General features: G+C 67.4%; 14 protein-coding genes. 6 read left to right on the top strand and 8 right to left on the bottom strand.

All coding sequences use genetic code 11. The features are described 5' to 3' along the window. Positions 1 to 79 precede the first annotated feature (79 nt). Both VFW04_15115 and VFW04_15110 read left to right on the top strand, forming a co-directional pair. A complete protein-coding gene (locus VFW04_15115) occupies positions 80 to 1561 on the top strand; it encodes an amidohydrolase (protein ID HEX5180665.1) in 1482 nt (493 codons plus the stop codon). Then, positions 1558 to 2850 (top strand): amidohydrolase family protein, encoded by a 1293-nt coding sequence (locus VFW04_15110; protein ID HEX5180664.1) that lies wholly within the window; start codon positions 1558 to 1560, stop codon positions 2848 to 2850. The genes VFW04_15115 and VFW04_15110 overlap by 4 nt, the downstream gene beginning before the upstream one ends. 147 nt (positions 2851 to 2997) lie before the next feature. On the opposite strand, the gene rpmA is transcribed toward VFW04_15110, so the two are convergent. Together rpmA and rplU are read right to left on the bottom strand one after the other, a co-directional pair. Continuing rightward, on the bottom strand, positions 2998 to 3279 hold the full coding sequence (gene rpmA / locus VFW04_15105) for a 50S ribosomal protein L27 (protein HEX5180663.1): 282 nt from the start codon (positions 3277 to 3279) through the stop codon (positions 2998 to 3000). 9 nt (positions 3280 to 3288) lie between these two features. Then, positions 3289 to 3606 carry a 50S ribosomal protein L21 gene (gene rplU, locus VFW04_15100; protein ID HEX5180662.1) on the bottom strand — a complete coding sequence of 106 codons (318 nt, stop codon included), beginning with the start codon at positions 3604 to 3606 and terminating at the stop codon, positions 3289 to 3291. Positions 3607 to 4154: 548 nt separating this feature from the next. On the opposite strand from rplU, the gene VFW04_15095 reads away from it, so the two are divergent. The 3 genes from VFW04_15095 (at position 4155) to VFW04_15085 (ending at position 7811) form a co-directional block, all read left to right on the top strand. Next, positions 4155 to 4520, top strand: a complete 366-nt coding sequence (locus VFW04_15095) for a PadR family transcriptional regulator (protein HEX5180661.1) — start codon at positions 4155 to 4157, stop codon at positions 4518 to 4520. After that, the gene (locus VFW04_15090) at positions 4517 to 7186 is read left to right on the top strand and encodes an ABC transporter permease (protein ID HEX5180660.1); all 2670 of its coding nucleotides are present in this window, start codon (positions 4517 to 4519) and stop codon (positions 7184 to 7186) included. Before VFW04_15095 ends, VFW04_15090 begins: the two co-directional genes overlap by 4 nt. Positions 7187 to 7274: 88 nt before the next feature. Further along, the gene (locus tag VFW04_15085) at positions 7275 to 7811 is read left to right on the top strand and encodes a DinB family protein (GenBank protein HEX5180659.1); all 537 of its coding nucleotides are present in this window, start codon (positions 7275 to 7277) and stop codon (positions 7809 to 7811) included. A 37-nt stretch (positions 7812 to 7848) separates the two neighbouring features. Here VFW04_15085 and VFW04_15080 read toward each other — a convergent pair whose 3' ends face one another. The 6 genes from VFW04_15080 to VFW04_15055 all read right to left on the bottom strand — a co-directional run bounded on the left by VFW04_15080 (position 7849) and on the right by VFW04_15055 (position 17544). Further along, on the bottom strand, positions 7849 to 9414 hold the full coding sequence (locus tag VFW04_15080; protein ID HEX5180658.1) for an Rne/Rng family ribonuclease: 1566 nt from the start codon (positions 9412 to 9414) through the stop codon (positions 7849 to 7851). A 597-nt stretch (positions 9415 to 10011) separates the two neighbouring features. Then, positions 10012 to 11229, bottom strand: coding sequence for an acyl-CoA dehydrogenase (locus VFW04_15075; GenBank protein ID HEX5180657.1), 1218 nt, complete (start codon positions 11227 to 11229; stop codon positions 10012 to 10014). Further along, positions 11226 to 13391, bottom strand: a complete 2166-nt coding sequence (locus VFW04_15070) for a RecQ family ATP-dependent DNA helicase (GenBank protein ID HEX5180656.1) — start codon at positions 13389 to 13391, stop codon at positions 11226 to 11228. Before VFW04_15070 ends, VFW04_15075 begins: the two co-directional genes overlap by 4 nt. Before the next feature lie 61 nt (positions 13392 to 13452). Next, positions 13453 to 15954, bottom strand: coding sequence for a U32 family peptidase (locus VFW04_15065; GenBank protein HEX5180655.1), 2502 nt, complete (start codon positions 15952 to 15954; stop codon positions 13453 to 13455). A 63-nt stretch (positions 15955 to 16017) separates the two neighbouring features. Next, entirely contained in the window at positions 16018 to 16908 is an 891-nt protein-coding gene (locus VFW04_15060; GenBank protein HEX5180654.1) for an RNA polymerase sigma factor RpoD/SigA, read from the bottom strand. Between the two features lie 186 nt (positions 16909 to 17094). Then, the gene (locus VFW04_15055) at positions 17095 to 17544 is read right to left on the bottom strand and encodes a MarR family transcriptional regulator (protein HEX5180653.1); all 450 of its coding nucleotides are present in this window, start codon (positions 17542 to 17544) and stop codon (positions 17095 to 17097) included. A 91-nt stretch (positions 17545 to 17635) separates the two neighbouring features. Between VFW04_15055 and VFW04_15050 the strand changes: the two genes are divergently transcribed. Continuing rightward, complete coding sequence (locus VFW04_15050; protein ID HEX5180652.1) at positions 17636 to 18073, top strand: VOC family protein; 438 nt, start codon at positions 17636 to 17638, stop codon at positions 18071 to 18073.

Below are 18073 nucleotides of genomic sequence, written 5' to 3'. Positions count from 1 at the left end.
CCTTGTGCGTCGCCCCATAGCTTCCGCCCCCGACAACGCACCACCCCTCACAGGATGGAGGTCACGCGAAGCAATGCGCATGCTCGCTCTCGCGCTTGCGATCACCGTGGCTGGATGCGCGAAGCAAGCGCCCGCCACGCAAGCGCCCACCCCGGCCCGCGCCGCTCCGACGACTGCCGGTTCGAGTGACTCGACGCCGGCAGCGACCTACGGGCCCGGCGCCCTCTCGGTGCCTAACGCAGATCCGTATCCGAGCACGTACAAACCGTTCCCGTCCAAGCCGACGCTCATCGAGAACGTCACCATTTTCACCGCCGTCGGGCCGCGCATCGTGAACGGCGCGCTGCTCATGAAGGACAACAAGATCGCCGCCGTGGGCAAGGGCGCCGACGATCCCGCGATCAAGCAGGCCGAAGGCGGCGAAGCGCCCGTAGTGATCGACGGCGCGGGCAAGTTCGTCACGCCCGGCATCATCGACGTGCACTCGCACCTGGGTGTCTATCCTGCGCCGGCGGTCGAGTCCAACAGCGATGGCAACGAGCTCGTGAACCCGGTCACCCCGTACGTGTGGGCGGAGCATTCGATCTGGCCCCAGGATCCACAGTTTCCGCGCAACCTCGCCGGCGGTGTGACGACGCTCCAGGTGCTGCCCGGATCGGGCAACCTCTTTGGCGGACGCAGCGCGATCCTCAAAGTCGTGCCGGCGCGCACGGTTCAGGGCATGAAGTTCCCCGGCGCCAAGTACGGCCTAAAAATGGCGTGCGGCGAAAACCCCAAGCGCGTGTACGGCAATCGCGGCGGGCCGCAAACGCGCATGGGCAACATGGCCGGCTATCGCGCCGAGTGGATCAAGGCGGAAGCGTATCGCCGCAAGTGGGACGCGTGGCTCAAGACCCGCAAGGGCGAGCCGCCGACGCGCGACCTGGGACTCGAGACGCTCGCCGAAGTCCTGCGCGGCAACATTCTTCCGCAAATGCACTGCTACCGTGCGGACGAGATGGCGCAAGTCATCGACATGTCGCACGAGTTCGGCTACAAAGTTCGCGCGTTCCATCACGGGGTCGAAGCGTACAAGATCGCCGACCTCCTGGCGAAGGAAGGCATCGGCGCCGCGGTGTGGGCTGACTGGGGCGACTTCAAGATGGAAGCGCTGGATGCGGTGCGCGCCAACATGGCGCTACTGTGGAAGGCGGGCGTCAAGGTGATGATCCACTCCGATGATCCGTCGGGCTCGCAGCGGTTGAACCAGGAAGTGGCGAAGGCGATGGCGGCGGGGCGCGCGATCGGTCTCAACATCACGGAAGAAGACGCAGTGAAATGGATGACCATCAATCCCGCGTGGGCGCTCGATCTCGACAGCAAGATCGGGTCGATCGAGACGGGCAAGGACGCCGACGTCGTGCTGTGGTCGGGCGATCCATTCAGCGTGTACACGCACACGGAAAAAGTGTGGATCGATGGCGCGCTGCTCTACGACCGGAGCGATCCAAAGGCGCAGTGGCGCAGCGACTTCGAGTTAGGCTTCGTGCCGGATGAGACGACGGGAGGGACCCAGCGATGACATCGCGCACGCTGTACGTCATGGCCGCCGCATGCGCGGCCGCGTTCATCGCTCCCGTTAGCACGCTGGCGGCGCAGACGGTCGCGATCACCGGGGGCAAGGTGTATCCGGTGAGCGGTCCGCCGATCGAAAACGGGACGGTGCTGATCAAGGACGGCAAGATCGTCGCCGTCGGCGCCAACATCACCGTTCCGGCAGACGCCGAGAAAGTGGATGCATCGGGCAAATGGGTGACACCCGGGTTGGTCGACGCGGAGACGCAGTTAGGACTGGTCGAGGTCGGGTTCGGGGCCGGGGCGAACGAGTCGCGCGCGCGCAGCGAGCAAGGCATCACGCCGGATTTCACGTCGTGGGATGGACTCAATCCGCGCTCGGTGTTGATTCCGCCGGCGCGCGAGGAGGGCGTCACGAGCGTGATGTCGACGCCGGGCGGCGGCCTCATTGCCGGACAGGCGGCGATGATCGATCTGTTCGGCGACACGCGCGCCGAGATGATTCTGCGCGCGCCGGCCGCGATGATCGCGAGCATCGGCGATGAAGGCGGCGATGGCGCGCCGGCCAAGGGCCAGCAGATCGCCAAACTGCGCGAGATCCTGCAGGACACGCGGTACTACCAGAAGCACGTCGCCGAATTCGATCGCGGCCAATCTCGCCAGATGCCCTTGAATCCGGGGTCGCTGGCCGCGCTGGTGCCGGTGTTGGAGGGCAAAGTGCCGTTGCTCATCAACGCGGACCAGGCGAGCGACATTCAGTCGGCGATCGATCTCGCAAAGGAATTCGGGATCAAGGTCATCATCGGCGGCGGCGAGGAGGCCTGGGAAGTGGCCGACCGGTTGGCGGCCGCGAAGATCCCGGTGCTGGCCGGCGCGGAGTCGAACATTCCGAGCTCGTTCAGCACGTTAGGCGCCCGCCAGGACAACGTGGCGCTGTTGCGGAAGGCGGGGGTCGAGGTGGCGCTCATCGGCAACGGCGCCGGCGACGAATCGCTGTTCAACGTGCGCAACATCCGGTACGAAGCCGGGAACGCGGTGGGCTACGGCCTGTCGTGGAATGACGCGCTCAAGGCGATCACGCAGGCGCCGGCCGAGATCTTCGGCGTGGCCGACAAGATCGGCACGCTGCAGGCGGGCCACGAAGCAAACGTCGTGGTGTGGGATGGCGATCCGTTCGAGTTTGCGACGCGAGCGGTTGCGGTCTACGTGCACGGAAAGAAGCAGAACGACGTGTCGCGGCAGGATCTGTTGACGAAGCGGTACGAGCAGCTGCCGCCGAGCTACGGGAAGCCCTGATCGCGGCGAGCGGTTGCGGAGGCAGGCCGGCGGACTGTTCGCCTAACACGGACGTGTAGTGGAAACGACAAGAACCTCAATGGCCCGTTGCCATTGAGGTTCTTTTTCCCTTGCGGGTTGTCCGAACGCCGTTAGGCGCGGTGCTGTTCAGGCGGCGCCGGCTGCTGCTTCCCGGTTATCGGGATACACGGACACCTTGAACCGCAGCTTGTTCTTGTGCTCGAACTTCACGACGCCGTCGATGAGCGAATAGATCGTGAAGTCGGTGCCGAGGCCGACGTTGCGGCCGGGATGGATCTTGGTGCCGCACTGGCGGACGATGATGTTGCCGGCGCGCACGCGTTCGCCGCCGAACTTTTTCACGCCGCGATACTTTGGGCCGCTGTCGCGACCGTTGCGGCTCGAGCCTACGCCTTTCTTGTGAGCCATGGCGAACCGTCAGCCGAGTGAAATGTCGTTGATTTTGACGTCGGTGAACTTCTGGCGGTGTCCCTGCTTCCGCGCGTAGTTCTTCCGGCGCTTGAACTTGAAGACGACGATCTTGTCGCCCTTGCCGTGCTTCACGATTTCGCCGGTCACGGAGGCGCCGCTCACGAGGGGGGCACCGGCGTGCACGGTGGTGCCGTCGGAGCCCAGCAGCACCTCGTCGAACGTGACGGCGGCGCCGACCTCGGCTTCGAGGGACGGAATGCGAATCGTCTTTCCCGGCTCGGCTCGGAACTGCATGCCGCCGGTGCGAATAATGGCGTAAGTCATTTGAAGGCTGGTTAATACAGTCCAGTAAGCTACTCGCTCGAGTCAGCCGCGTCAACAGACGGACGTCCGGGCGGAAGAGGTACAGTTTGGTCCGTACCCCGATGAGACTCGTTGCAGGCCGGAGGGGTAGAGTGCTACGCTCATGACGACGCGGACAAAGCAGGACAGAACGGACACGACACGAGCAACACCAAGCGTTGGTTTGTTGTCAGTGCTTTGTCCGTTGTGTCCTGCGTGTCCGCGTCTTCGTGAACGTAGATGCAAGCCATGATGGAACGGCGCCCCAAACTGAACCGGTACCACGTCCGCGGTAGTGGATCGGACCCATTACCACGTCCGCGTCTTCATGAGCGTAGCACTCTGCCCTCCAGCCCCAGGATCCATCTTCCTTCCCTCATTCGTTCGATTTTTTCTGGCCACGTTTCCCGGAAATTCCCGACGAGCCGATGGCTTAACGGGACCCTGACGGACAGAACCATTGACGGGCCGCGAGGGTGTAGGCACCTTACACCCTGGCCGTAGGCTGTCTACACCCTGGCCCGCCCGTCGTGTCCAAACGGAAAGCACCCCTCACCCGCATCGAGCTGCTCCAGGGCACGCTCGATCTCATCATCCTCCAGAGCCTGCGCTGGGGACCGCGCCACGGCTATGGACTGCTTCAGGTGATCCGCAGCATGTCGCATGGCGTGCTGCAGGTGGACACCGGGTCGCTCTATCCTGCCCTGCACCGCCTCGAGCGCCAGGCCTGGATCCAGGCGGAGTGGGAGGTGTCCGAGAACAACCAGCGCGTGCGTGTCTATCGGCTCACCGTGGCGGGGCGGAAGCAACTGGCCATCGAACGCTCGAAGTGGGAACAATTCTCCCTGGCGGTCGCCGAGCTGTTCGCGGCGCCGCCTCCCGAGGAGGCGCGATGAGCTCCGAAGATCGCGATGCCCGCAACGATGATCTCGACGTCGAGATTCAGTCGCATCTCGACATGGCGACGCGCGAACGGGTCGCGCGCGGCGAATCGCCCGAAGCGGCGGCCGCCGCCGCACGCAAGGAATTCGGCAACGTCGGCATCGTGAAGGAAGTAACGCGCGACATGTGGGGCGGCGGATTCGAGCAGCTACGGCGCGAGCTCCGATACGCCGCGCGCTCGCTGCTCCGGTCCCCTGGGTTCGCCGCGGTCGCCATCATCACTCTTGCGTTAGGCATCGGTGCCAACACGGCGATCTTCAGCGTTGTCAATGGCGTCATCCTGCGGCCCCTGCCCTATCCGCATCCCGAGCAGCTCGTCCTCGTCACCAGCCAGTTCCCGCGGCTGGGCTTCGATCAATTCCCGGTGGACGCGGCCGAATTCATTGAATTCCGCGAGCGGAACCGGTCGTTCTCCGACGTCGGGGCCTATTACGCCACCTCGGTCAACGTGGGCAGCGAGACCGGTCCGGCGCGCGTGCCCTCGGCGATCATCTCGGCGAGCCTGCTATCGACGCTCGGCGTGACGCCCGAAGCAGGACGCTGGTTCTCGGCCGACGAGACGTTGCCTAACGCAGCGCCGGTGGCGCTGCTGTCCGACGAGCTGTGGCGGTCGAGCTTCGGCGGCGACCGCGCGATCATCGGCCGGAAGATCCAGGTCGACGGCGTCGAGACGCAGGTGGTGGGCGTCATGCCGCCGCACTTCGACATCCACGATCAAGGCGTGCGCCTCTGGCTCCCGCTGACGCTCGACCCGGCCAAGCTCGCCGACTATCGCGGCAGCCACTACCTGAATCTCGTCGGTCGCCTCAAGCCCGGCATCTCGCTCGCCACCGCGCGCGTCCAACTCGAGCCGCTGCTCCAGCAATGGCGACAGACCGACGGCGGTTCGGCGGATCCGACGCAGAACAGGGTCCACACACCCGACGCCGAGAACCACCGGCTGCGCTACGATGATCTCCTGACCGACATCGTGGGCAGTGCGGGACGCGCGCTGTGGGTGCTGCAGGCGGCCGTGTTCCTGGTGCTGCTCATCGCGTGCGCCAATCTCGCGAACCTGCTCCTCATGCGCGCCGAGACGCGCCACAAGGAGCTGGTGCTGCGGGCGGCGTTAGGCGCGGGCCGCGGCCGGCTGGTGCGCCAGTTCCTGGCCGAGAGCCTCGTGCTGTCGCTGGCCGGAGCGGCGGTGGGACTGCTCGTGGCGCGGTGGGGGCTGCACGCGCTCGTGCTGTCGAACGACGCCGGCATTCCGCGCGCCACCACGGTGGGCCTCGATGGGCGGGTGCTGCTCTACACGCTCGTTCTTGCGTTAGGCACCGGCATCGTGTTCGGCCTGACGCCGCTGCTCCGCCTGAGCACCGCCAACATGAGCCTCTCGCTGCGCGAAGCGGGAAGCCGGACCACCGCGCACGCCGGCGCGTCTCGCGTGAGGCGCGCCCTGGTCGTGGCCGAGATGGCGCTCGCGGTCACGCTGCTCGTCGGCGCCGGCCTCCTGCTGCGCAGCTTCGAGAACCTGACGCAAGTCGATTCCGGCTTCGATCGGTCGCGATTGTCGACGTTCGGCCTCGTCCTGCCGGGCGCGACGTACGCCGACAGCATGCGCCGCGTCGCCTTCTTCCATCAGGTCACCGATCAGTTGCAGCAGGTGTCTGGCGTCCAGAGTGCGGCCGCGATGTCCGGCCTGCCGCCCCTGCGCCAAGTGAACGCGAACGACACGCGGTTCGAGGGCTACGTCGCCAAGCCCGGCATCCCGCCGCAGAATGTCGACTACTACAACTGGGTCACGGCCAACTACATCGCGACCATGCGCATCCCGATGATCGAGGGTCGTGCGTTCGGTCCCATGGACGGCGCGACGTCGCCGCCGGTGGCCGTGGTGAATCAGACCCTCGCGCGACTCTTTTTCCCCGGACAGAGCGCCGTTGGGCACCGCATCCAACCGAGCGGCATGGTGGACACGACGCAATGGTATACGATCGTCGGCGTCGCCAAGGACGTGAAACAGGGCGGCATGGACGCAAAGACGGGAACGGAGCTCTACCTGCTATACGACCAGGCGCCGAAGTACCTGGGCTACGCACCGCGGTACATGAACGTGGTGGTGCGTTCGACGCTCACGCCCAAAGCGCTCGCGCCGGCGATTCGGCGCATCGTGGGTGCGATCGATCCATCGCTTCCGATTGTCGGTCTCCGCACCATGGATGAGGTGTTTGCGAAAGCGCTCGCGCGGCCGCGGTTCATTGCCCTGCTGCTGGTGATCTTCGCCGTCGTGGCGCTCGCGCTGGCAGCGGTGGGAACGTACGGCGTGCTGGCGTACGCGGTCACGGAGCGCCGCCGCGAAATCGGCATTCGTATGGCGCTCGGCGCGACCGAGGGCGGCGTTCTAACGCTGGTGCTGCGCCAGGGAATGCTGCTCGCCGGCATCGGCCTCGTGGTCGGGCTGGCTGGTGCGCTCGCGGTCACGCGCGTGGTGCGCTCGCTGCTGTTCGGCGTGCGGCCCACCGACCCGCTCACGTTCACGGCGGTTGGGGTGTTCATGCTGGGGGTGGCGCTCGTGGCGTGCGTCGTGCCGGCGCGGCGCGCCACGCGCGTCGACCCGTTGGTGGCGTTGCGGCTGGACTGACCGCGGCCAAGCGGCGTTTGCGTGCCGCGCCCGGACCGCATATCGTCAAGCAGTCGATTTTCACTACCACTACGACGGAGCTCGCCACATGCATCGCATCAGCCTTGCCGCCGCGTTGGTTGCCGTCGCGTCACTGCCCTTCACGTCCCGGCCGCGGGTTGCCAGCGGTTCGGTGACCGATGCGCGTGCGATCTGGTCCGACGTGTCGGCGTACGTCACGCAGTCGGCGGAAGACATGTCGGACTCCGACTATGCGTTCCGCCCGACGCCCGAGGTGCGCACGTTCGGTCAGATCATCGCGCACATCGCCGGCTCGCAGCACCTCATGTGCGCCGCTGCGTTAGGCGAGCCGGGCGGCAGCGAGGACGACGTGGAGAAGAGCAAGACCACCAAGGCGGACATTCTGGCGGCGCTCAAGGCGTCCAACGAATACTGCGCGCGGGCCTATGCGCAGTCGGACGATCAGGTGGCGGGCTCGACGAAGTTGTTCGGCGAAGCGCATTCGCGCTTCTATGCCTTGATGCTCAACGCGACGCACGACAACGAGCATTACGGCAACCTCGTGACGTACATGCGCATGCGCGGGATGGTCCCGCCGTCGAGCCGGCCGAGCCCGAAAAGCTGAGCATCTGCGGCCCGCGCCGCCTAACGGCGAGCGCGGGTCACGCCACGGCATATTGCTGCGTGACATCCCGCTCGGCGCCCTTCACGACGAGCTTGAACTCATCGGGCTTGAGCAGCGGATCGTCGCGCAGCTCGAGTTGGAAGCCCGCGCCCTTCTCGAGCTTCTTCGCCAGGTCGTGCTCGTGCTCCAGCACGTACAGCGCCACGTCCGGATGCACCTTGACCAACAGGTGGTCCTTCTTCCCGTCGACCGCGATGCGCTTGATCGAGCGCTCCATGCGCCGCACCGTGCTCTCGGGCGTGAACACGCGCCCCGTGCCGCCGCACGTCGGACACGCCTCGGTCATGTTCTGATAATGGCTCGCCCGCACGCGCTGCCGCGTCATCTCGATCAAGCCTAACTCCGACACCGCGAACGCCTTCGTCCGCGCGCGGTCGCGCGCAAGGTGGTTGCGCAGCTCCTGCAGCACCTTGTCGCGATTGGCCTTGGTCTCCATGTCGATGAAGTCGCACACGATGATGCCGCCGATGTCGCGCAGGCGGAGCTGCCGCGCCAGTTCGCGTGCAGCCTCGGTGTTGGTCTTGAGAATGGTCTTCTCGGGATCGCGCTTGCCGGTGTAGCGGCCGGAGTTCACGTCCACCGACACCAGCGCTTCCGTCTGCTCGATGATCAGATAGCCGCCCGACGGCAAATCACATCGCCGCTTGAACAGGTCCCGGATCTCCGGCTCGAGCTCGGCCTTGTCGAAGATCGGCACGGGGTCATCGTACAGCTTCACACGGTCGATCAGCTCGGGCGCGATGCCCTTCAGATATTCGACGATCTCGTTGTACACCTGCTTGCTGTCCACGACCAGCGAGTCGACCTTGGTGCTGAACAGATCGCGCGTTAGGCCGCGGGTGAGGCTCGTCTCGCGATGTACCGGCGCCGGCGCGCGCAGAAACCGCGTCTTGCGCTGGATCTTCTTCCACTGCGCCGAGAGCGTGTTGTACTCGCGGCGGAACGTCTCCTGAGTGACGTCCTCGCCTACCGTGCGCACGATCACGCCGCCGGAATCCTTGGGCAGCACCGCCTGCATCTGTTCGCGCAGACGCTGGCGCTCGGCACGGTCGCCGATTTTCCGGCTCACGCCGACGCGTGAGGCGAACGGCATGTAGACCAGGAAGCGCCCGGCTAACGAAACCTGCGCCGTGACGCGCGGTCCCTTGGTGGAGATGGGTTCCTTGGACACCTGGACGATGACATCCTGCCCGCGCTTGAGCAGGTCCTGGATCGGCGGCGCTTTGACGCGCTTGCGGCGGCCGTTGCTCTGGCCGTCCTCGTCGTCCTCGGATGACTCGTCCTCCGCGTCGTCCTCCCCGTCCGCCTCAGATTCGGGGAAGACCAGGTCGCTCGCGTGCAAGAACGCCTGCTTCTCCGTTCCGATGTCGACGAACGCCGCCTGAATGCCGGGCAGCACAGCTTCCACTTTGCCCAGATAGATGTCCCCGACCATGCGGCGGTTGTCGGGGCGGTCGATCATCAATTCGACGAACTGCTCATCCTCCAGGATGGCCACGCGAGTCTCTCGCGGACTCGCATTGATGAGAATCTCTCGCTTCATGCATGGGCGCGGCCCCTCCGCCGGATGGCGACCCGGCATGCGGTGGGAGGCTGCGTCTCTGGGTGGAGTGATCGCGCACCGGCCCCGTGGGCGTTGCGATTGGGCCAAAGGCCCGGGCCGCGCTCTGACGTCTCGTTCGGCGGCCGACCGTCCACACCGAGCCAGCCTCGTCGCCGCATCGTTTCATCGCAATCGCCAGAACGGCGAGTGCGAAGACGAGTAGCGCGAGGATCTGTCCGGCCGGTGTGCGGTCAATCGTGGGCATGGGCTGCGGTTCGCGCGGAGCGGCGGCGACAACGCTTGGCGTTGCCCTCCGCGCTCCCTGATACCTCACGCGCACCGTCGGTCTTGGGTCGCTTCGACCGGGTACGCGCATGGAAAAACTCGTTGTTGGCTGCTGAGTGTGCGCGCCTGAGCGCGTGACTGCCATTCGCGCCGGCGGCGCGCCGCATCGCACTTGACGATGCAAACTCGACCGGCGTTGCTGGTGTGAGAAGTATAGGCGTCGACGGCCTGTGTTAGCAATGAGCCGTCCCCAAGCGTCGTGGACTGGGCGATGGTCCGGCAGTGTCCGGCTAGGTCCCGTCTTGTCCGCCTTTAATCCTCGAGCGTCTTGAGCAGATGCCGTGCGATCACGATGCGCTGGATCTCGGACGTCCCCTCCCCGATCTCGCAGATTTTCGCGTCGCGCATCATGCGCTCCACCGGATAATCCTTGGTGTAGCCGTATCCGCCGTGGATCTGGACGGCCTTGATCGTGGCGCGCATGGCCAGCTCGGAGCAGAACAGTTTGGCCATCGCGGCTTCCTTGCCGTAGGGCTGTCCGTGCATCGCGAGCCATGCGGCGTGATAGACGAGGTGGCGGCCCGCCTCGATTTCGGTAGCCATGTCGGACAACTGGAACTGCACGCCCTGGAAGGACGAGATCGTCTGGCCGAACTGCTTGCGCACCGATGCGTACTGCAGCGCCTGTTCGAAGGCGCCCTCGGCGATGCCTAACGAAAGCGCGCCGATGCCGATGCGCCCGGAGTCGAGCGTCCGCATGAAATTGACGAACCCCTTTCCTTCGTCGCCGAGGCGGTTCTCGACCGGCACTTCGACATCCTCGAACAGCAGCTCGCGCGTGTCGGAGGCGCGCCAGCCGAGCTTGTCTTCTTTCTTGCCGGCGGTGAAGCCGCGCATGTTGGGCAGCGAGGGCTCGTGGCCAAATCCGGCCGCGCGCGCGTCCTCGAGGTCGCACGTCTCTTTGGTGAGGATGAACGACGAGATGCCGTGACGGCCGGCGGACGGATCGGTGACGGCGGTGGCGACGAAGATTTCGCCCACGCCGCCGTGGGTGATGAATCGCTTGGACCCGTTGAGGACGTAGTGGCTGCCGCGGCGCTCGGCGCGCGTGCGCGTGCCGCCGGCGTCGCTGCCCGCGGCTTCTTCCGTGAGGCCGAAGCCGCCGAGCACCTGTCCGCGGGCGAGGAACGGCACGAAGCGTTCGCGTTGGGCGGGCGTGCCGAAATTGACGATCGGCGACGTGCCTAACGTGGTGTGCGCGGAAATCGTGATGGCGTGCGAGGCATCGACCTTGGCCATCTCGTGGATGGCGATGATGTAGCTGATGTAGTCCATGCCGGCACCGCCCAACGATTCCGGCCACGGCACGCCCAACAAGCCGAGCTCGCCCATCTTCTTGACGGTGTGCCAGGGGAACTTGGCGTCGGCGTCGACTTTGGCCGCGATCGGCGCGACTTCGGTGGTGGCGAATTCGCGCACCATGTCGCGGACGGCCGTGTGCTGTTCGGTGAAGTACGGAAGATCGCTCATGAACGAGATGTGGATGCAGGTGCAGGTTCGGCGGACAGCCGGATGACGGCGAGGAATCGCTCGCCGTAGCGATCGAGCTTGGCCGGCCCGACGCCATGAACATTAGCGAGGGCATCGAAGGAATCGGGACGCCGGATGGCCATCTCGACCAGCGTGCGGTCGGGGAAAACACAATACGACGGGATGCGCTCCTGGCGGGCGAGCTCGGTGCGCAGATGTCGGAGCGCGCCAATGAGTGCGATCTCGACCGGCCCGAGGTCGGGCAGGTCGGCGGCGTCCGAGCCGGTGGACGCGCGGTCGGCGTGGCGCGCGGTGGGGCGCGGCGCCGGCGCCGGTTTCTGCGGGGCAGTCGCGTTCGGTCGAGTCGCCGCCTTGGTCGCCGGCTTCGTTGCGTCGGACCGGCGCGACCGTCGGACGGCCGGCGCATCGGCCACTGCGCGGTCCGCCGTATGCGTGCCGAGGCAGATGTCGCATCCATCGCAGGACGAGCGCGCCGCCGGATCGCCGAAGTAGCGGAGCACGAATGCGCGCCGGCACCTCTTCGTGTAGGCGTACATCTGCATCGCGTCGAGCTTGGACAGCTCGGCGCGGCGCCGGCGGTCGAGGATTTCCCAGTCGATGCGAAAGCGCGTGAGCGCGGCGGCGGGCTCCGTTAGGCGAATGCCGCCGCCGGTGCCGTGCCACACGACGAACTGGCGGTCCTGGAGGTCATCGAGCAGCATGCGCACGCCGCCGGCGCCGCCGAAGCCGGGCGGCAGCATGTCGGGCGACACGGGAATGCCATCGTAGAAGCGCTTCCCCGCGCCGCGCCAGAGTTCGCGCAAGAGGCCGCGCGCCGCGGCGTCGCTCTCGCCTAACTCCGCGCGGATCCGCGCCGGCGTCGCCAGCAGCCGCACCCAGAGGCTCGAGGTGGACGCCTGCTCCGATGCGATCGCCTTGGCTTGTGTGAGCAGGCGGAGGGCCGACTCGGCTTCGCGCTCTTTGACGCCGCCGTCGGAGCGCACGGCGATCGCAGCCGGCGTGAGCGGAGCGAGTCCGTGCCGATCGGCGGCGCGCTGCAGGACGGCGTACACGCGCTCCACCAGTGCTCGCTCGGGATACGCGCTCTTGATGAAGTACTCGTGGGTGAAACGGTCCTGGAATGCATGCAGGAGCACGCAGTCGGACGTGAGCCCATCGCGGCCGGCGCGGCCTGCCTCCTGGTAGTACGCCTCGAGCGTCCCGGGCATCGCATAGTGCACCACCAGCCTGACGTTCGGCTTATCGATTCCCATCCCGAACGCGTTGGTGGCGACGATCGCGCGCGCATCCTCGCGCATGAACGCTTCCTGCACATCGTGGCGGTGATCGTCGTCGAGACCGGCGTGGTAGGCGATCGCGCTGATGCGCGCACGGCGGAGCATCAACGTGACTCGCTCGACCGCGCGGCGTGTGGACGCATACACGACCGCTTGTCCCTCGTGCTCGCGCAGCCCGCGGATGAGCGACTCATCCTTGTCGCGATCGGTGCGCGTGCGGATGACGTGATACCGTAGATTACGCCGGTCGAAACCGGTGATGACGACTTCGGGTTTCTCGAGGCCCAACTGCCGAACGATGTCGCGCCGCACTTCCGGGGTGGCGGTTGCCGTCAGCGCGATGGTGGGCGGATTGCCTAACCGTTCGCGCACCTGGCCCACCCGCAGGTAGCTGGGCCGGAAGTCGTGCCCCCATTCGCTGATGCAGTGGGCTTCATCCACGGCGAGCAGCGAGACGCCGATGGACTTGAGCCGCTCGGCGGCGCTGCCGAAATCGAACCGCTCCGGCGCCACGTAGAGCATCTTGAGCTTGCCGCGCTCGGCGCGCGCGAGGCGGTCGGACACCTCGCTCGAGGTGAGCGTCGAGTTGATGAACGCCGCCGGCAGCCCCCGCGCTTCGAGCGCGTCCACCTGGTCCTTCATGAGCGAGATGAGCGGCGAGACGACGAGGGTGACGCCCGGGAGGAGCAGCGCGGGCACCTGATAGCAGAGCGACTTGCCGCCGCCGGTGGGCAGGACGACGAGTGTGTCGCGCTTGGCGGCGACGGCGGCGACGGCGCGCTCCTGCCCCGGTCGGAAGTCGGGGAAGCCGAAGTGTTGGCGAAGCGCGGCGCGGGCCTGGTCGGGCGAAAAGGAGTCGCTCACGCCGGGAGCATCGCGCCGCGCGCGGGGAGCGGCGTCATCGAAGGAATGCGGGGCGCATCGATTACACGGCGCGCACGAAATGGCCGCGCGTGAACCGTGTGCCGACCAGCGCGCGGATATCGCCTAACGCAGCCGGCTCGTGGCCGTGCAGCGCATCGAGCGCGGCGCGGGTGCGCGCCACGAGCTCCGCCACCGGATCGCCAGGCATGTTGAACACCATGCGGTACCCGCGGAGTCCCAGGCTCCAGAGCTGGGGCAGAAACTCGGAGGCTTCGATGGGACGCGAGTGCAACAAGCGGTTGCGGCAGGCGGAGTCGGTGGCCACGGGGAATGTGTAGCCGGCCGGGTCGGTGAGCTCGACGCGTGGATGCTTCTGCACGCACAGGTCGCGGCACGTCGTCGGTTCCCGGTTGAACGCGGCCGAGAGCACACAGTGCTCGATGGTCATGCCCTCCGGCCGGCCGTACACGACGGCGTCGAATCCGCGGCCGGACCACGGCGCCACCAGCTCGGCGATCTCGCCCACGGTGAGCTCGACGGAGAGCGTGATGCGGCGCGCGCCGTGATCGAACAGCACCGCTGCACTGTGCTGGTTGAAGCAGTTGACGGCGTAATCGGCGACGACGTCCCGTCCACGGGCGCCGAGCGATGCGACGAGTCCGGCGTGTCCGGACAGGAGGGGGAGGCCGAGGTCGAGCCATCGGTCGACGTCGCGGCGTTCCTCGGGCCGCACGATGGTCGGCGTGCGCAGGCGGAAGGCGATGCCGCGCGCGGCGAGCTCTTCGCCTAACGCGACGATGCGCGCCCGCGGCGGCACCGGGTGGCGGAGGAACGGGTCGAAGGTAATTTCGGTGGCGCCGGCGTCGGCGGCGGCGCGCGCATCGTCCGGCGTGTGGACGTCGGCAGCCAGCACATATATGGCGACGCCGCGCGCTGGGCCGGCATCGTACACGGGTACGTGCGCGACCGCGGCTTGAATGGCGGCGCGCCGCGCGATCACGCGGTGCTCGTGCGCCGCGGCGCGCATGCGGGCGAGCTCGGCCACGGCGCGCTGGCGCATCGTGTTGAGCTCCCGCACGGGGAGGAACAATCCCGGCTCGAGCGCGGTGGTGTCGACGGCGCCGAGGGCGAACGGCGTCTCGCCTAACCGGCCCAGCTGCTGGCGGAGCTGCGCCTCATCGAGGGCGTGCGCCCGCGCCGGGGCGAGCGGCGCCTCGCCGCGCACCGCGATGTGGTCCGAGCCCGCGCCGAACGTCAGCTCGAGCGGCGCGCCTGCGCTGCCGGCGGCGCGGACGTCGAGGCGGACGCGCCCGCCGCCTGTGCCGGACGCCACGCCGGCGAAGCTCTCGCGTGCGCGCGCCAGCAGCGCGTTGTGCGACGTCCGGAAGACGCGCCACCCAACGGGCGCCCGGCCGCGCAGCGGCGCGGTGACCGCCTGTCTGACGATGCCGTCGCGTTGGGCGAGCGTTCGCACATCGGTGGCGGCGGCACCGTTCGGCGCTCCGATGCTTCCGTTAGGCGGAAGGAGCACGATGCCGTCGCCCGCGGCCAGCGGCGCCGTCACCTCCACGAGGTGCGCCGCGCGGTCGTGACCCACCACGACGCCGAGCTCCACCCCTCGGTTGTCCGGCTGATCGCGCGTCACGTACTCGCGGCCCGCGCGGCCGCCGTACATGCCGCCGGTGAAGCCGCGGCTGAAGATCTGCACCAGGTCGCGACGCTCGTCGCCGTCGGGCAGAAACGGCTCGCCGCGGGACAGCCGGTCGAGCGACGTGCGATAGCTCTGCGTGACCGTCGCCACGTACTCGGGCCGCTTCTTCCGACCCTCGATCTTGAGTGTGTGGATGCCGGCGCGCGCAATCGCGTCCAGGTGTTCGTGCGCCGCCAGGTCCTTGGCCGAGATGAGAAAACCGCTGTCGAGCGTCTCGCCGCTCGCCGCGTCGGTGAGCACATAGTCCTTCCGGCACGACTGGGCGCACGACCCGCGGTTCGCGCTCCGCTCGGAGATCATGCCCGACATGAGACATTGGCCCGAGTACGAGATGCAGAGCGCGCCATGGACGAACGACTCGAGCAGCAGGCCGGGGACCGCCCTGTGGATGACGTCGATATCGTCGAGGGTGTTCTCGCGGGCGAGCACCACGCGCTCGATGCCTAACGCAGACAGAAAGGCGGCGCCGTCCGGATCGTGCACCGTGAGTTGCGTCGAGCCGTGGAGCTCGACGCCCGGATAGACCTGCTGCGCCAGGCGGACGAGCCCCAGGTCCTGGACGATCGCGGCGTGGATGCCGCGGTCGAGGCACTCGCCTAACAATGTCAGCGCGTCCGCCAGCTCCGACGGTTTGACCAGCGTGTTGAGCGTGAGATAGATGCGTCGTCCGCGCGAGCGCGCGAGCCGGCACGCCTCGGCGAGATCGTCCGGCGTGAGCTGCGCTCCCTCGTCGCGCGCGTTGAACCGCTCGGCGCCCAGATAGACCGCGTCGGCTCCGTTGGCCAACGCCGCGCGCACGGCGTCGAGCGAGCCGGCCGGCGAGAGCAGCTCGGGAACGCGCTGTGGAGGCATGCGAAGGAAACTAACCGATTGAGCAGCGGCCGTCGCACCCCGCCGCTGCCCACGAGCGCCGGACTACGCCGCGGAAAGATCCCGCAATGCGGCGCCGACGGATCCGTGCCGCAGACGGCGCAACGCTCGGTCGCGCAGCTGTCGCACGCGCTCGCGGGTCACACCCAGCATCTTGCCGATTTCGTCGAGCGTGTGCTCGCGATCGCCCTGCAGACCGAAATACAACTCGAGGATCTTGGCGTCGCGGGCGGGCAGCGTGGACAGCGCTCGCGCGAGCTCGGCGCGGCGGAACCGGTCGAGCACTTCCTGCTCGAGGTCGGGCATCTCGTCGGCGGCAAAGCGCTCGATGAGCGCGCGGTCGCTGTCCTTGCCTACCGCAGCGTCGAGCCGCACATCGGCTGCGTTGAGCGCGGTGAGCGCGCTGACGATCTCTGTCGGGATATCCGTGATCTGCGCGATCTCGTCAGGCGTCGGCTCGCGACGCAAGCGATCGCGCAGCACGCCAGCCGCCTTGATTACGCGCGACAGGTCGGCCGTGCGGTTGAGCGGCACGCGCACAGTGCGTCCCTGGCGCGCGAGCGACGCAAGGATGGCTTGGCGGATCCACCACACCGCATAGGAGATGAACTTCACGCCCTGGTCTGGATCGAACTTCCGGGCCGCCGTCATGAGGCCGACGTTACCCTCGCCGATCAGGTCGATGAGGGGCAGCCCGCGGTTCTGATACTTCTTGGCCACCGAGACGACGAAACGGAGATTCCGACGTACCAGCTCGTCGAGCGCCATTTCATCGCCGCGGCGTATCCGACGGGCGAGCGCCTGCTCCTCGTCGACGTGGAGCAGAGAGTACCGGCTCACTTCGGCGAAGTACTGATCGAGGATGTCGCGATCGGCTTCCGCCGGCGTGATGTCGGCGGGAGTCGCACGCGTGCGGCGGCGCTTCTCCTGGGCCATGTCTACTCCTCCCTGTGAGGCCTTCGTTCAGCAACAACCGAACCGGACAACATGCCCGACCGCGGTCTGCTTCAGGTCGTTGGTATGAATCCGCGAACGGGCTGGCCAGTGCCAGTACCCGCCTAATTCGAGATCGTTTCCCGGATTTTTCGTTGCCTGGACGGCCGGCGGTTTCCGGCGACGACGTCAGTCGTGGGAGAGTCCATCGAGGAGCTCCGCCGCACGGGCCAGGGTGGCGAGGTCGCGTTTCGAGAGCGTGCGCAGCTGGCGCGACAGGACTCTCACCCGGCGTGCTCGTCCGGCGGCGAGGAGCCTCGTGCCTCTGCGGGTAGCGGCAATGCGGACGATGCGGCCGTCTTCGGGATCAGCGACGCGCGTGACGAGGCCCAGGGCTTCGAGCGCGCGGACGAGGTGTGTCATGGTCGGCGGCCGCACCTGCTCGGTGGCGGCAAGGGCGCCGAGGGTGATGGGTCCGCCGAAGACGACGACGGAGAGTGCCGATGCGCGCGGCGCGCTCAGGCCCATGCCGGTGTCCTCGCGGCGGACGCGGCGCAGGATGTGAATGGCGGCGGAGTGGAGCCGGTCGGCGACGACGTCGGGATCGGGGCTCTTGCGCGAACGGGGCGGAGGGGCCATAGTGTTTAGCAATACTAACTAACTGACGCGCCAGACGCCACCCGGGCGCCTGCGCGCGGGTGCGCACCGTCCCACGTGCCGCGGAGGCCCCATGCCGGCGACGACCCCCATGCTTTCGCTCTCCCAGATCGGCCAGGTGCTCATTCCGGTCACCGATCTCCCGCGTGCGACGGCCTTCTACCGTGACACGCTCGGCATGCGCTTCCTGTTCGAGGTGCCGCAGCGCATGGCGTTCTTCGACTGCGGCGGCGTGCGCCTCATGTTGGGCGTGGCCGAGCCGAACGCGGAGCCGGTGGGCGCCGGGCTGTTGTACTATCGGGTTGCGGACATCCAGGCGGCCGCTCGGGCGCTGGCCGAGCGCGGCGTCGAGACGATCACTCCGCCGGCGATGATCGCACGGATGAGCGATCACGACCTCTGGTTAGGCGAGTACCGCGACTCGGAGGGCCATCCCTTCGCCCTCATGAGCGAAGTGCGCCTCGCCCCGGCCTCGCGTCCCGAAGAACCGCCAACATCGCCTGTGAGATGA

The sequence above is a fragment of the Gemmatimonadaceae bacterium genome, from assembly GCA_036273715.1.
In the GTDB taxonomy this organism is placed as follows: Bacteria; Gemmatimonadota; Gemmatimonadetes; order Gemmatimonadales; family Gemmatimonadaceae; genus JADGGM01.
The sequence above is the reverse complement of the archived record's forward strand: the minus strand, read 5'-3'. Positions and strand labels throughout refer to the sequence as shown.

Coding starts and splice junctions, on each gene's coding strand:
- VFW04_15115 (HEX5180665.1), top strand. CDS start 80: ATGCTCGCTCTCGCGCTTGCGATCACCGTGGCTGGATGCGCGAAGCAA.
- VFW04_15110 (HEX5180664.1), top strand. CDS start 1,558: ATGACATCGCGCACGCTGTACGTCATGGCCGCCGCATGCGCGGCCGCG.
- rpmA (HEX5180663.1), bottom strand. CDS start 3,279: ATGGCTCACAAGAAAGGCGTAGGCTCGAGCCGCAACGGTCGCGACAGC.
- rplU (HEX5180662.1), bottom strand. CDS start 3,606: ATGACTTACGCCATTATTCGCACCGGCGGCATGCAGTTCCGAGCCGAG.
- VFW04_15090 (HEX5180660.1), top strand. CDS start 4,517: ATGAGCTCCGAAGATCGCGATGCCCGCAACGATGATCTCGACGTCGAG.
- VFW04_15085 (HEX5180659.1), top strand. CDS start 7,275: ATGCATCGCATCAGCCTTGCCGCCGCGTTGGTTGCCGTCGCGTCACTG.
- VFW04_15080 (HEX5180658.1), bottom strand. CDS start 9,414: ATGAAGCGAGAGATTCTCATCAATGCGAGTCCGCGAGAGACTCGCGTG.
- VFW04_15075 (HEX5180657.1), bottom strand. CDS start 11,229: ATGAGCGATCTTCCGTACTTCACCGAACAGCACACGGCCGTCCGCGAC.
- VFW04_15065 (HEX5180655.1), bottom strand. CDS start 15,954: ATGCCTCCACAGCGCGTTCCCGAGCTGCTCTCGCCGGCCGGCTCGCTC.
- VFW04_15060 (HEX5180654.1), bottom strand. CDS start 16,908: ATGGCCCAGGAGAAGCGCCGCCGCACGCGTGCGACTCCCGCCGACATC.
- VFW04_15055 (HEX5180653.1), bottom strand. CDS start 17,544: ATGGCCCCTCCGCCCCGTTCGCGCAAGAGCCCCGATCCCGACGTCGTC.
- VFW04_15050 (HEX5180652.1), top strand. CDS start 17,636: ATGCCGGCGACGACCCCCATGCTTTCGCTCTCCCAGATCGGCCAGGTG.